12 protein-coding genes and 1 pseudogene are annotated in these 13,696 nt (G+C 61.0%); 7 read left to right on the forward strand and 6 right to left on the reverse strand.

What is annotated here, in order from left to right; all coding sequences use genetic code 11:
• The first annotated feature begins 42 nt into the window (after positions 1-42).
• Both AC1DIS_RS23715 and AC1DIS_RS23720 read left to right on the forward strand, forming a co-directional pair.
• Positions 43-1,161: a dihydrolipoamide acetyltransferase family protein gene (locus AC1DIS_RS23715; RefSeq protein WP_477781115.1), complete on the forward strand. Its 1,119-nt coding sequence runs from the start codon at positions 43-45 to the stop codon at positions 1,159-1,161.
• A 10-nt stretch (positions 1,162-1,171) separates the two neighbouring features.
• A complete protein-coding gene (locus tag AC1DIS_RS23720) occupies positions 1,172-1,450 on the forward strand; it encodes an acyl carrier protein (RefSeq protein WP_064616916.1) in 279 nt (92 codons plus the stop codon).
• A gap of 14 nt (positions 1,451-1,464) precedes the next feature.
• On the opposite strand, the gene AC1DIS_RS23725 is transcribed toward AC1DIS_RS23720, so the two are convergent.
• From AC1DIS_RS23725 to AC1DIS_RS23735, 3 genes are read right to left on the reverse strand one after another with little or no spacing between them, the layout of a single operon-like run.
• On the reverse strand, positions 1,465-3,843 hold the full coding sequence (locus tag AC1DIS_RS23725) for an exo-beta-N-acetylmuramidase NamZ domain-containing protein (protein WP_477744307.1): 2,379 nt from the start codon (positions 3,841-3,843) through the stop codon (positions 1,465-1,467).
• Positions 3,795-5,066 carry a putative glycoside hydrolase gene (locus tag AC1DIS_RS23730; RefSeq protein WP_477748659.1) on the reverse strand — a complete coding sequence of 424 codons (1,272 nt, stop codon included), beginning with the start codon at positions 5,064-5,066 and terminating at the stop codon, positions 3,795-3,797. Before AC1DIS_RS23730 ends, AC1DIS_RS23725 begins: the two co-directional genes overlap by 49 nt.
• Positions 5,063-5,932, reverse strand: coding sequence for a polysaccharide deacetylase family protein (locus AC1DIS_RS23735; protein ID WP_477744305.1), 870 nt, complete (start codon positions 5,930-5,932; stop codon positions 5,063-5,065). Before AC1DIS_RS23735 ends, AC1DIS_RS23730 begins: the two co-directional genes overlap by 4 nt.
• Before the next feature lie 220 nt (positions 5,933-6,152).
• Here AC1DIS_RS23735 and AC1DIS_RS23740 point away from each other — a divergent pair, with 220 nt between their 5' ends.
• Both AC1DIS_RS23740 and AC1DIS_RS23745 read left to right on the forward strand, forming a co-directional pair.
• Positions 6,153-6,713, forward strand: a complete 561-nt coding sequence (locus AC1DIS_RS23740; RefSeq protein ID WP_028939730.1) for a nitroreductase family protein — start codon at positions 6,153-6,155, stop codon at positions 6,711-6,713.
• Positions 6,714-6,871: 158 nt separating this feature from the next.
• Positions 6,872-7,459 (forward strand): Spy/CpxP family protein refolding chaperone, encoded by a 588-nt coding sequence (locus AC1DIS_RS23745; protein WP_477744304.1) that lies wholly within the window; start codon positions 6,872-6,874, stop codon positions 7,457-7,459.
• 35 nt (positions 7,460-7,494) lie between these two features.
• On the opposite strand, the gene AC1DIS_RS23750 is transcribed toward AC1DIS_RS23745, so the two are convergent.
• Complete coding sequence (locus tag AC1DIS_RS23750) at positions 7,495-8,061, reverse strand: bifunctional pyr operon transcriptional regulator/uracil phosphoribosyltransferase PyrR (RefSeq protein WP_477744303.1); 567 nt, start codon at positions 8,059-8,061, stop codon at positions 7,495-7,497.
• Positions 8,062-8,350: 289 nt separating this feature from the next.
• On the opposite strand from AC1DIS_RS23750, the gene AC1DIS_RS23755 reads away from it, so the two are divergent.
• Both AC1DIS_RS23755 and AC1DIS_RS23760 read left to right on the forward strand, forming a co-directional pair.
• Complete coding sequence (locus tag AC1DIS_RS23755) at positions 8,351-9,055, forward strand: phosphoribosyltransferase (RefSeq protein ID WP_477744353.1); 705 nt, start codon at positions 8,351-8,353, stop codon at positions 9,053-9,055.
• Positions 9,048-9,698, forward strand: coding sequence for a dienelactone hydrolase family protein (locus AC1DIS_RS23760; protein ID WP_477744302.1), 651 nt, complete (start codon positions 9,048-9,050; stop codon positions 9,696-9,698). The genes AC1DIS_RS23755 and AC1DIS_RS23760 overlap by 8 nt, the downstream gene beginning before the upstream one ends.
• A gap of 34 nt (positions 9,699-9,732) precedes the next feature.
• Here AC1DIS_RS23760 and AC1DIS_RS23765 read toward each other — a convergent pair whose 3' ends face one another.
• Complete coding sequence (locus AC1DIS_RS23765; RefSeq protein ID WP_477744301.1) at positions 9,733-11,100, reverse strand: erythromycin esterase family protein; 1,368 nt, start codon at positions 11,098-11,100, stop codon at positions 9,733-9,735.
• A gap of 291 nt (positions 11,101-11,391) precedes the next feature.
• On the opposite strand from AC1DIS_RS23765, the gene polX reads away from it, so the two are divergent.
• Positions 11,392-13,176, forward strand: a complete 1,785-nt coding sequence (gene polX / locus AC1DIS_RS23770) for a DNA polymerase/3'-5' exonuclease PolX (protein ID WP_477781116.1) — start codon at positions 11,392-11,394, stop codon at positions 13,174-13,176.
• A gap of 93 nt (positions 13,177-13,269) precedes the next feature.
• Here polX and AC1DIS_RS23775 read toward each other — a convergent pair.
• A pseudogene (locus AC1DIS_RS23775) lies at positions 13,270-13,696 on the reverse strand (Hsp20/alpha crystallin family protein); the annotation flags it as partial.

Genomic DNA, 13,696 nt, shown 5'->3' on the forward strand with positions numbered 1-13,696 from the left:
AGGCATGTACTGCGTCCAGGTATCGGGCCAGGAGGGGCAACCATGATCGAATTCAAATTGCCGTCGCTGGGAGCCGATATGGATGAAGGCACGTTGCTGGAATGGAAAGTCCATCCCGGTGATGCGGTCAAGCGTGGTCAGGTGATTGCCGTCGTCGATACGGCCAAGGCGGCTATCGATGTGGAGTGCTGGCACGATGGCACGGTGTTGCAACTGCTGATCGATGTCGGCGCCAAAGTGCCTGTCGGTACCGCCATCGCGCAGTTGCTGGAACCGGGTGAAAGTCCGCAGAGCGTGCGACGGACAGCAACGCCCGCGCCTGTGCCGCGTGAGGTGGAAAACCTTTCTGCGCAGCGGCCGAAGATTTCCCCCGCAGCGCGCAAGCGCGCGGCCGAACTGGGGCTCGATGCCAGTCACTTGCAGGGCCATGGTCCACACGGCGTGGTGACCCTGGAAGATGTCGAAGCAGCCGCCCGTGTGGCGCCGGAACCCGACCGCAACCAGGCCATGCGTCACACGATCGCGGCGGCGATGAGTCGTTCGAAACGCGAGATTCCCCATTACTACCTGAGCGAAACCATTGCCCTGGATAAGGCCATGGCCTGRCTGCAGGCACACAACGCGCAAAGCCCATTGCCGGAGCGCCTGTTACCCGGTGTCTTGCTGCTCAAAGCGGTGGCGTTGGCCTTGCGCGACTATCCACAACTCAACGGTTCCTGGCAGGACAACGGCTTTAAACCGGCAGCCGATACAGACCTTGGCGTGGCAATCACCTTGCGCCAGGGCGGGCTGGTCGCCCCGGTCCTGCGGCATGTGGCCGACACATCCTTGACCGATCTGATGCGTGAGCTGTCCAGCCTGGTGGAGCGCGCCCGCAGCGGTTCTCTGCGCAGCTCCGAACTGGGTGGCGCCGGCATCACGGTCACCCAGCTCGGCGATCAGGGCGTAGACAGCGTACTGGGGGTGATCTACCCACCCCAGGTTGCCTTGGTCGGTTTCGGCCGTATCGGCGAGCGGCCCTGGGTCAAGGATGGCCAGTTGTGTGTGATGCCCACCGTCGTCAGCAGCTTGTCAGCCGATCATCGGGTCAGCGATGGTCACTACGGCGCACGCTTCCTGGGGGAAGTCCGTCGTTTGTTACAAACCCCAGAGAATTTGTGAGGGTGAGCCCATGGACCCGCTATCGGTACGCAATCAGGTGTTGAACGCGTTGAAGCGCATCGCTCCTGAAGTCGACCCCGAGCAATTACCCGGTGACCGCCCGCTACGCGAGGAGGTTGATCTGGACTCCATGGATTGGCTTCGCCTCATCGAGGCCCTGAATCGGAGCCTGGGGGTGGTCATTCCTGAAGTCGATTACCAACAGGTCGACACCCTGGACAAGCTCGTCGCGTATCTGATGCAAAAGGAAAAAACCGGCGGACAGGCGCCATCGATAGGTAGTCGATGACGCTGCCGGGCGGGTCAATACAGCAAGTTCTCCTGCCGTAGCCGCGCGAAGCGCGCAAGTGGCACCGCGTCGAGCGCTTGCGCCGCGTCAGGTGTCGCGCCATCGCGAATCGCCTGCCACACGCTTTGCGAGCCGATTGAATCACGGGTCGCCGCCAGGTCGAGTATGTGGGGATAGAGCGTGTGCAAGGTGGCGAGCAGGGTCAGCCCCAGGCTGGCTACAGGGCGTTGCGCAGGCGTTGAGAGGCGGGTGATGCTCACACCATGACAGAGCCGACCGTGCCAGTTTGATTCGGTGGGGACGAAGTCGACCGGCTCGAAATGCGCGCCGACGTCAAACGCATTCAGTGCGTTTGCGAGCCGGGTCGCGTCGATCCACGGCGCGCCGACCCACTCGAACGGATGCGGCGTGCCACGCCCCACACTCAGATTTGCGCCTTCGAGTAAACCGATATCCGGGTACAGGTCCAGCTGGGAGAGCGTGCGCAGGTTCGGTGAGAGCGGCACCCATCCCAACCCGGTGTCGGCAAAGGTCATCGCGCGCCGGTATCCCAGCATCGGCACAACGCGCAGATCCGCACCAATGTGCTTGTTGCGATTGAATAGACGCGCCAGCTCGCCGACGGTCATGCCGGGCTGCAGCGGTGCAGGGAAATAGCCGGTAAACGATTCACGGCGACTGTCCATCACCGGGCCGCCGAAACGTTGTGCGCCGAGCGGGTCGGGCCGGTCCAGCACGAACAGCGCAATGCCTTGCGCCGCAGCGGCTTCGAGTGCGTAGCCGAGTGTCGTCTCATAGGTGAAGAAGCGCACGCCGGCGTCCTGAATATCGAAGATCAGCGCATCCAGCCCTTTGAGCGAACCGGCCGGGAAGCGCTGGGTTGCGCCGTAGAGACTGTGCACGGTGAGGCCCGTCGCCGGGTCGCGGGTGTCGCCGACTCGTTCGTCCACGTCGATGTTCAGCCCATGCTCCGGTGAGAACAATGCCGCCAGCCTGACACCTGGCGCGTGGGCGAGGACGTCGACGGTACGTCGGCCTTTGGCGTCGAATCCGCTGCGATTGGTGATCAGGCCCACGCGCAGGCCGGCGAGCGGGGCAAACTGCTGTGCCTCAAGCACGTCAATGCCTGTCTGCACCGGGCCCGTCGAGGTGGGCAGGCGATCGGCGGCACGCAGCGCCGGCAACGCTGAGGGCAACAACCGGCCGATTTGCGCGCCGCTTGCAGGCGCCCCGCGACTGGCCATCAATGCGAGCAATTGCGCACGAAGCGGGCGCGCGTCACCGCTGTCATCGGGATACACCCGGTTGCTCAGGATGACGATGAATTGGCGTGTCATCAGATCAATCCACAGCCCCGTGCCGGTGTATCCGGTATGGCCGATGACGCCAATCGGCGGCAGACGATCATGGTTCGATACGAACGGTGCGGCCAGTTCCCAGCCGAGGCCGCGCCACGGCACGCTGTCGAGCGGCGAAGCGGCGCTCGCGAGGGCGGCGATGCTCGCCGGCCGCAGAATCTGCCGGCTGCCTGCGCGCCCCTGGTTCAGCACCATCTGCGCGAAACGCGCAAGGTCGTCCGCCGTGGAAAACAGCCCGGCGTTGCCGGAGACGCCGCCCATCCATTGCGCCGTCGGATCGTGTACGTGCCCCCGGAGCGTGCCGGCCTTGGTGGCGAGTGTCGGTGCGCTACGTATCGTTCGCAGGGTATCCGGCAGAAAAACCGTGTCGCGCATGCCCAGCGGCCCGAAGATGTGAGCCTGGCAATAGGCGTCGAGCGAGCTGTGGGTGATGCGTTCGACCAGCTCGCCGAGCACCACGAAATTCAGGTCACTGTAGATGACTTGGGCACCCGGCGCGTTGCGCAGCCGTTGCGCCGCGATGGCGCTCAACACACCTTTGCGGCCCGCACCGGGTGGCCGCCCAGGCAAATCTGGGCGCAGCCCGGACGTGTGTGCAAGCAGGTCACGCACCTTCACTGCCTCTTTGTCCTGCGCCCCAAAGGCCGGCCAATACCGGGCAACGGGGGCGTCCAGGTTGATGCGGCCCGTTTCGGCCAGTTGCAGGATGGCCGTGGTCGTCGCGATGACTTTGGTCAGCGATGCCAGATCGAACTCGGTGTCCAGCGTCATCGGCTCGCGGGGGGGCGTCGTCGTGCGTTGTCCAAAGGCCTGACGATAGAACACCTTTGTGGCGTCACCGATCAGGACAACAGCTCCCGGAACGCGTCCGGCGGCGATCTGGCCCTCGACGATCTGTGCGGCTTGCAGGCGCGTCGTCGCATCGAGATCGGCGGCGCATGCAATGTGCACCGCCATCGCCAGGCCAAGCAGCATCGCCCAGCGCTTCAGCGCTGTGGCAAATCGGCGGCCTCGTAGTGATTGCGTGGGTTCCATAACATCCATCCATCGGTGCCGGCTGCGTCGGCGGCGTGAACCTGCGCACTGATCGCGGCCGCGTCAAACGGGCGACGATCGAAGGCATAGTCACGAAAGGCCTGCAACCAGGGACGAAAGCGCACGCCCGGCAGGTGGGTGCGTTTCATCGCCTCCGTCAGGGTACGCCTGACAATCTGGCCGGGGTCGGCTGTCGGGTTGGTAAAGCCCGGCAGCCCCCATGTGAAGCCGGACGGGTACAACATTGGCGAAATGTAGTCGAGCTCCGCGCCCAGCAGTTCGATTTGCTGGCCGATCGCCGTATCGTCGAGGTTCCAGCAGACGTAGCCGAAGATGTCCGCGGAGACGAATACATTGTAGGGGGCGAGCCGTGCGCGTGCGGCTTGCAGAAAGCCGATGATCGCCGCGGTCCGGTTGGCGCGGTTATTGGGGAGAGCAAAGCGTAGCCCGCTCTTGTCGGGAAAACGCACATAGTCGAACTGGATCTCGTCGAAACCCATCTGCGCGGCCTCCTCGGCGACATCGAGATTGTGCTGCCAGACCTCGTGCGAAAACGGATCCATCCATTGCAGTTTTTCGAGATCCCGCCACGGCTGGCCGTCAGCGGTGTGCACGCTCCACTCTGGATGCGCACTGGCCAATGGATCGTCCTTGAACACCACGATGCGCGCGATCAGGTACGGGTGTTGCGCGCGCAGCTTGGCAAGCAATGCCGGCAAGTCGCGCATCTGAGGTGCCCGTGTGGTCAAGTGGGCCGTTGCGCCGATCGCCTCGCGCGCCGCACTGCGATAGGGCGTCAGGCCACGGTCACCCTTGACGTCGATCACCAATGCGTTGATCTCGGTGTTTTCAGCAAGGCTGACAGCGTTGTTGCGCAGGGTCGAACTGGTCACGCCGAACACCGACAGATAGACCGCTTTGGGGCGAAACGGGGTCAGTGCGAGCGTCACGGGCGTTTCGTCGCTCACTTTGGCCTCGGTGCGCAAATACCCTGGGGCGCGGGCGGCGACACTCTCGACCGCCTCGGCCGTCTCGAACCGCCCGTTTTCGTCGGTACGCATCACACCGGCAGAGGTCGTGATGATCGCGTCGGCAAGCGGTTTCTGCGTGCTCGAGTCGAGCACGACACCGGTGACAGCCAGTGCGCTTCGCCCGCTCAGCAGGGCCGTGACGACGAATAGCGCCGGGATCGCATAGCGCCTCAATGTGCGGATAACGGTCATCGCGGGTTCCCTGTTGTCGGCTGAGTGTCCGGTTCACCGAGCAATTGCGCGAACGCGTGTGCGCCGTAGGCATCACTCATCAGAAAGCGCGGCAGGGCGAGCAGTCGCGCGTGCCGGTCAGCCTTGCGCGCGTCTAGTGTGAAGGCCACTGCGTAACCCTCTTCGGAGGCGAGTGCGATCAACTCGTCGTCATAGATACCGAACGGCCACGCGAGCATGTCGACCTGCTGCGCACCGGTTTGCGACTCGATGCGTTGACGTGATTTTTGCAGTTGGGTTCGGACGAATTGCTGGAAATCCGCCGGCGTGCGGTGCCTGCGCTCGACGTTGAAATTGGGATGCCAGTACGTATGCGACTGGATGTCGAAGAGCCCGGTCTGTTTCAGGGTTCGCAACTGCTCCCAGGTCAGCGCATAGGACGCGTTGGAGATGGCCGATGGATAGATAAACAGGGTCACCGGAAAGCGTTCGCGCTGGATGACGGGCAGCAGTTTGTCGAAGACCGAACGATGCCCGTCGTCGACGGTGATCGCCACCGGCTTCGACGCTAATGTCGCATCGGGATTGCGCAGCCAGTCGACCACCTCGCGTAGCGACACAATGTGATAACCGCGCTCGCGCAGGACGCGCAACTGAGTTTCGAAGGTGCTCATGCGCACGGTCATCGAGTCGTCCGCCGTGTCCGAGAAACGGTGGTAAACGAGGATCGTGACGCCTGGCTCGACGCTCTGTGCGGCGTTCTGTGTGGCGTTCTGTGCGGCGCCGCCCGTGCTCCAGGCCAGTGCGCAGACGCCTATCAGCATGACGCGGATCAGCAGCCGGAACGCGACACTCTCACCGATACACGCCATGATTTTCCCGCACATGTCAGCGCTCCTGCGCGAGCCAGACGCTTGCAGTGTGTATTGAGCGTTCATCGTCTATCTGATGCAGATCAATTTCGCGCAATGTGGTCCGCTCCGAGGGGGCGAGTCGTCAGACAAAACGGGAGGCCGGTTGTGCCTTGATTTGATTTAGATCAACAGCAAGCCCTCGTGGGCGGATGACTTTATAAAGGATATGACACTCTTTTGAGGTATGCCCCTCATGAACATCAATAAGGCGATCTTGGGCCGTCGCTCGACACGGGAGTACACGACAGAAGCGGTTGATGAAGACATCATTCGTCGTTTGATCAGTGCCGCTGCGCAGGCGCCCAGCGCGATGAACCAACAACCGTGGACATTTACCGTCATACGCGACCAGAGCCTGCTGGATCGGGTCTCGCGCGAAGCGAAGGCTCACCTGTTGGCGACGATACCCCCCGAGGCCCAGCCCGAGCACTTCCATACGTTGCTCGATGATGAAAACTATCAAATCTTCTACCACGCGCCGGTACTCATCCTGATTTCGGGAACCGCGCCGGGTCAGTGGGTCGTCGAAGACTGCGCACTGGCTGCCGAGAACCTGATGCTCGCGGCCTACGCTGAAGGGCTGGGTAGTTGCTGGATCGGTTTTGCCCAGGGGTTTCTCGGTACTGCGCAAGGAAAGCATGCACTTGGCCTTCCCACCGAGTGGACGCCAGTGGCACCGATCATCGTGGGTCACCCGAAATCTGCCCCCGCGCCCGTGCCTCGGAATGAACCCGTGATCCGCTGGATTGGGTGACAGCACCGTGGATAACGATTGTTGGCCGCTCCTCTTACGGGGCAGCTCGACCGTTTATCCACTTGCCCGACGGTCTGCCTGTTTTCTGATGTGGATCAGATACGCCCCCAGGCCGACTCCTATTCTCGAATCAACCCACGGTATCGAGATGAACTGAAATGAACAGATCAAGCCTGATCGGCCAATGCATTTTGATGGCGGCAAGCGTGTTGCTGGTGCCCTCTACCAGCGTCTTCGCCAACCCGCCGACGTCTGCTGCGCAAGGTGGTATGTATCATCGTTTTCAGGATTTCGACTGGGTCAAATACACGCAACAAACCCTGGACGATCTCAAGGGCAAGCTCAATCTCAAGCCGGAGCAAATGGCTGCCTGGGACACATGGGCCACGGGGGTCATGGCGGACGCCAATCAGCATCAGGAAAAGGCCAAGGCCGAACGTGATGAAAGCGCGAGCACGAAGAGGGCGTCGACGGATGAAACGACCCCCGAAAGAATGGCCAGAGAGATAGAGCGTTTGCGCACACAAACCAAGTGGATGGAGGCGCATCTGGAGCGCATGGATGCTGCGCTGGTGCGTACCAAAACTTTCTACGGGGTATTGGATGCTGAGCAGAAAACCATTTTCGACCTGTTCTGGACGGTGGTGCATCACCGGCTCTACGGCAATGACCGTTGGCAGATGCCGATGCACATGTTCAGACCACGAATGATGGAAGGCGACCAGGACGAAAAAAGCAAACCGTAAGCGCTACTCACTGTTCGATTACGCATGTTGCGCCGTCATCGCGCGGCGCCATGCCGCCAGACTTCAATACAAAACTCCCTTTCGTAAGGGGGCACGTTGCATTCGACGATGTCAGTGGCGGCCACTTGCAGATGCACGCCGACGATATCGGCATGGATCGGCTGCTGGCAGACGTGCCGGTCGACCAATACGGCCGTGTAGACCCGACGAGCACCGAGTTGCGCCAGATACGCGCAGGTACGCAGGAGCGAATGGCCTTCAAACAGCACATCGTCGACAACGAGCAGGGTGGTGTTGGCAAGGTCCAGCTTGCCCAGCTGCGGGTTTTCGGTCAGTTCGGTGTGGGCATGCAGCACTTTGAGGTCATCGGCATAGCGCTTGACCTTCAAGGGGTAGAGCGGCAGTTCTGGCTGGCCGGTCATCTGTGACAGATGCTGTTGTAAACGCTGCGCCAGAGGTTCGCCGCGGCGCTGGATGCCAATCAGTGCCGTTTGAGTGGGCGGCAACAGCGCCGCGGCCTGGCGCGCCATTGCCTGCAACACCGAATCGAGTTCATCGCTGTCGTATAAGCGCAATCGCGGGCTCGCAAATAAGGTCGGCATGACAGTCTCCCATAGCGCGCCGCTGCGGGGCGGCGCTGTCCACTATTGGCAACGTAATCCATTGCGCCCCAGCCTGATTGATATTGATCAACAACGGCGAAATGAAATGCCCGGTCCCTTGCGCGGACAGGGTTGGCCTTGCGCGCGAGCTTGATAAAAATCAACGACAAGGAGACTCCAGCGGAGGATTTTTAATAAAAACTGATGCTTGATCCCGCAAGGACGTGGAGAGGTCAAGGCTGTGTGATACGAACCGACAGGTGTGCTCGCCTGGGGAGGTTTTCAAGTGATTTATAGTCCCTCAACGCAAACCCTCCTGCGTGACCGGGTTGATGCCGGTCGAAGGCTGGTGGAGCCGCTGCTCAAATACGCTCATCGACCCGATGTCATCGTTCTCGCCTTGCCCCGTGGCGGCGTGCCGGTGGCCTATGAAATTGCCACGGCCCTGGAGGTTCGCCTGGACCTGATGCTGGTCCGCAAGCTCGGGGTGCCATTCCATCAGGAGTTCGCCATGGGCGCGATTGCCAGTGGCGGTATCCAGATCGTCAATGACGATACGCTGCGGGCGAACCGCATCGATCAGCGCACGCTCGATAACGTGGTGGCACGGGAAACCCAGGAACTGTTGCGTCGCGAGCGCCTGTACCGGGGTTCGCGTGCCCCCGTGGCACTCAAGGATCAGGTGGTGATTCTGGTCGACGATGGCCTGGCGACCGGGGCCTCGATGATGGCGGCGGTCCAGGCGGCGCGCCTGCAAGCACCGTCGCGTATTGTCATCGCCGTGCCGGTGGCGCCACCGGAGACGGTAGAGGCGCTGTTTAGCGAAGTCGATGAGGTGATCTGCCCGCTCACCCCCGAGTGGCTGATGTCGATCGGCAATTGGTATTTGAATTTTTCCCAGACCTCGGACGAAGAAGTCATCGATCTTTTACATCGGGCCTGGCGCAGAGAGTCCGGCACGAGTGCTTCCGGTCAGGAGAACTCCGATGTTTGAGCTTCGCTATCGAAAGCTGGACCTGGGGAACGTGGAGCTGTCTGCCGACCTGCGTCTGCCGGTGCACGCTGGCGGCCTGGTGGTGTTCGTTCATGGCAGCGGCAGTGGTCGTTCAAGCCCGCGTAATCAACAGGTTGCGCTGTCGCTGGCTGAGCGGGGGTTGGGCACGTTGCTGTTCGATCTGCTCACGGAGCCAGAGCAATACCTGGACAACCAGACCCGGGAATTGCGTTTCAATATTGCGCTGCTGTCCAACCGACTGGTGAAGGTGATCGACTGGATTGGTCAGGACGCCGAACTGCAACCGCTACCGATCGGATTGTTCGGCGCAAGTACCGGTGCTGCGGCGGCACTGTTGGCAGCGGCCGAGCGGGCGGACGTGGTGCATGCGGTGGTGAGCCGGGGAGGGCGGACCGATCTGGCGGGTGAGGCGCTGTCCCGCGTGAAGGCGCCGACCTTGCAGATTGTCGGCGAGCGGGATCCGGTGGTGCTCAACCTCAATGTGCAAAGCAGTCGCGCCCTGCAGTGCGAGCAGCGCCTGGAAGTGGTGGCGGGCGCGACACATCTTTTTGAGGAAGCAGGAGCCCTCGAAGAAGTCGCCAGACTGGCCGGCGACTGGTTCGAGCAGTATTTGCGACGGTAGTCATCCCGCGCAGACGACCACCGTCCGATGCCTGTCATATGCCGAATGGAAAGGTTTCGTCTTCCGGTTCCAGCGCCTGGCTTTTTGGCAGGGGCAACGCGGTTACCGGTTGCGTCTGTTCAATCCAGACCATGGCGTCGAATTGTTCGGTCAACACTGACTCGAAGTAGTGGCTGCTGCGCTCGCTGGCGGGTCGATAGATCACACCGATGGCCCGTTCCAGCAGCGGTTTGGACAGGGCCCGGCGCAGCTCTTTTCGCTGTGGATCCCGCCAGTCGGTCAATGAAGCCGGGACGCCGGCCTCGAGGAACTTGCGCTCCCAACTGTCTGGCCGGGAGGGCCGGATGTCCTTGATGAGCATCTCGCAGTCCCAGTCGTCGGCCGCGGCCACCTGGCCACGGTCGGTGCTCATGCCGATCAGAACCACATCGCGCCCATAGGCATTGCGGCACAGTTGACCGATATTGAACTGACCTTTCCAGCCCATCTCGGTCGCGGCCGCATTGCCGATATGGGAGTTGTGCGCCCACACCACGGCCTTGGCTTGCGGACCGCGGTGTTCGAGCAACACACGTAACGTGTCGAACATGTGCCTGTCACGCAGGTTCCAGGAGGCCGTCGAACCTCGATAAATCGCTCGGTAATATTGTTCCGCCGCCAGGATGACCCGGGCGTTCTGGGTCGCATCGAAGAACGCTTCATCGTCCTTGATATCCCCGGCCAGTTGCTCGGCCAGCATGGCATTGAGCTGTTCGACCACCGCATGCTCGCAGGGCATTATGCCGTCGCGTTCGACGAAGTGGCCGTACAGCGCAGGATCATCCTGCCACGGGGTCAAACAGCCATAGCGACGCCGTGCTTCGTGTGCCAGTTGCGGGTCGACACGGTCCAGATAGCTCAGCACCTCATGGATGGAATTGCGCAAACTGTAAACGTCCAGACCGCGAAACTCGACGCGCTGTTCAGGTGCGTGTTGGTGGTTGTATTGATGCAGCCAATGGGTGAACGCTCTCACATCGGTGTTGCGCCACATCCAGGTCGGGAACCGGCTGAAAATGTGCCGCGTCCACGCCGAGCGCGCCAACCCTCTGACATAACGGTCTACATGGCCCGCGTCCGGCCAGTCTGCTTCAACGGCCACGATATTGAATCCGTGTTGCTCGATCAGCCGTTGGGTAATCGCCGCCCGGGTCCGATAGAAGTCACTGGTGCCATGGCTGGCTTCACCGATCATCACCACGCGGGCATCGGCGAAGCGGTCGAACATTTCGCCAAAGGCCGGTGAATTCAGTTCCGGCAGGGGTTCGGCGTATTGGCGCAAGAGCGGGACGATGGAGGCCTCGTCAATGTGGGTATGCGTGCCATACAGCTGGTTCAGCATGTTCTGGGAAGGTGTGTTCATGAACGTCATCCCCATAAGGGTGGATTGCCCGACGTGCGATGCGGCGCGGCATCACGTCGACTGTCAGGGCAGGGCTCGCACGGGGTTGTTTTCGATCCATTCGACGTCGCGGGCCTGTACCGCCTCTTCAATCATTCCTACGCCTGAATGCAGTCGAGCATTTGAGTTTTATCAATAGTCGGTGCACGAAGTGGCCGATGAGTGTTCGGTTGCTGTCTGACCTATATCAATGCCGGGAAGGCTGGATCGGTAATGCTGATTTCATGAAGCCTGTGCGATGGGAGTCATGCCATGAAGCACGCTGTCGCGCCTTTCCAGGCACCTTCGTCGGCCTTGCCGCCGCCGACCAGCGGCGGTCAGGTGGTCGACAACGATCATATCGCTGCGGTTTTTGATGAAATCGCTGACCTGCTGGACATCGAGGACGCCAATCCCTTCCGGATCCGGGCTTACCGCAATGCAGCACGGACCCTGAGGGCGCTGACCTTTGACGTGGCGAAAACCCTCGCTCGTGGCGAGCCGCTACCCAAACTGACCGGGATCGGGGTTGATCTTGCCGGCAAGATCAATGAAATCGTGACCACCGGTGATTGCTCGCTACGCCAACGCTTGCGTTCGACATTGCCACCCGGGCTGGTCGGGCTGCTTTCCATTGCCGGGTTGGGACCCAGGCGCGTTAAAAACCTTTATCACGACCTGGGTATCGAAACTGCGCAGCAGCTCTGTCTGGCCGCTCAACAGGGTCGCATTCGCCATTTGCCCGGCTTCGGTGAGCGGATGGAAGCGCGGCTGCTGAGTGCCGCGCAGAAGGGGATCGGAAAGGATCGTCGTTTGCCGTTGGCTTTGGTTGAGCCGATGGCGCGCAGACTGACCGAATACCTGCAGCAGATGCCGGGAGTCGAGCAAGCAACCACTGCCGGAAGCCTGCGACGCATGCGCGACACCGTCGGCGACATCGATATTCTGGTGGCGGCAGCGCCTTCGGTGGATGTCACCACGCAGTTCATCAGCCATCCGGACATTTCCACCGTACTGGTCAAGGGGCACACGCGTGCAAGCGTCATGCTGAACTCAGGCATGCAAGTGGATGTGCGTGTCGTCGAGCCGGCGGTGTATGGCGCTGCACTGGTGTATTTCACCGGTAGCAAGGCTCATAACATCGCGATTCGTCAGAGGGCTCAGAAGCTGGGGCTCAAGCTCAATGAATATGGCGTGTTCCGGGCCAAAAATCGCCTGGCCAGCACCACCGAGGTTTCGGTCTATCAGGCATTGGGCTTGCCGTGGATCACGCCGGAACTGCGCGAAGACCGTGGCGAAGTCGCTGCGGCATTGGCCGGCCATTTGCCTGGGCTGATTGAGTTGACCGACCTCAAAGGCGACCTTCATGCGCATACCCGCGCTTCGGATGGAGGCAACAGCCTGGAAGAGATGGCGCTGGCGGCCCGGGAGGCTGGGCTGGAATACCTGGCGATCACCGACCATTCACAGTCCCTCAGGGTGGCCCATGGGCTGGGAGTCGAGCAATTGTTGAAGCAAATCGACCAAATCGATGCGCTTAACAGCCGCTTGCAGGGCATGACGTTGCTCAAGGGTATCGAGGTGGACATTCTCGAAGACGGCCACCTGGACCTACCCGACGATATCCTGGGACGTCTGGATCTGGTGGTGGGCGCCGTCCACAGTCATTTCGGCCTGACGCTGCGTCAACAGACCCAACGCCTTCTCAGGGCCATGGACCATCGCTACTTCACCATCCTGGCCCACCCCTTGTGTCGCCTGATCAACGAACGCGACCCGCTGAACCTGGACCTGCCGGCAATCATCAAGGCTGCCGCTCAGCGTGGTTGCTGCCTGGAACTCAACGCGCAACCGCAACGCATGGATCTGTTCGACCTGCAGTGCCAGTACGCCAAGGATGAAGGTGTGCTGATCAGCGTCAATTCGGATGCACACCGCGCCGCTGATTTCGCCAACTTGCGTTATGGCGTCGCTCAGGCACKCCGAGGCTGGCTGGAAAAACATAACGTGATCAATACCCGCTCGCTGGCCGAGCTCAAGGCATTGGTTGGTCATTAAGAGCCCCACAACGTTCAGGAGATGAAGGGCGAGGTTGTCTGGTACCCATAAAAAAACCCTTGTCGGTTTCCCGACAAGGGGCAGGCCCGGGACTCAGTTGCCTTTGATCTGCACGACCTTGTCAGCCTTCAGGGCTTCAGGCTTTTTCGGCAACGAGATGCTCAGTACGCCTTTGCTGTAACTGGCTTCGATCTTCTCTGCATCCACCTCTTTGGGCAGGTTGAACATCCGTTCGAAGGAGCCATAGCTACGTTCGCTGAGATGGTAGCCTTTCTTTTTTTCTTCCTTCGTTTCTTGCTTTTCCCCTTTGATGATCAGGCTGCCATTGGACAGTTTGATCTCAATGTCTTTCTGATCCATGCCGGGAAGCTCGGCAGTGATTTCGAAGCTTTTATCTTTCTCGACGATGTCTACCGCAGGCATGCTCTGAACGATCAATTACCGGTCCCACTAGGGGGCGACATCGAACAGTCCTCGGTTGAACTGCGACAACACCGAGCCAAGACTGATGTCTTCGAAC

It is taken from the genome of Pseudomonas sp. 05N433 (genome assembly GCF_056396925.1).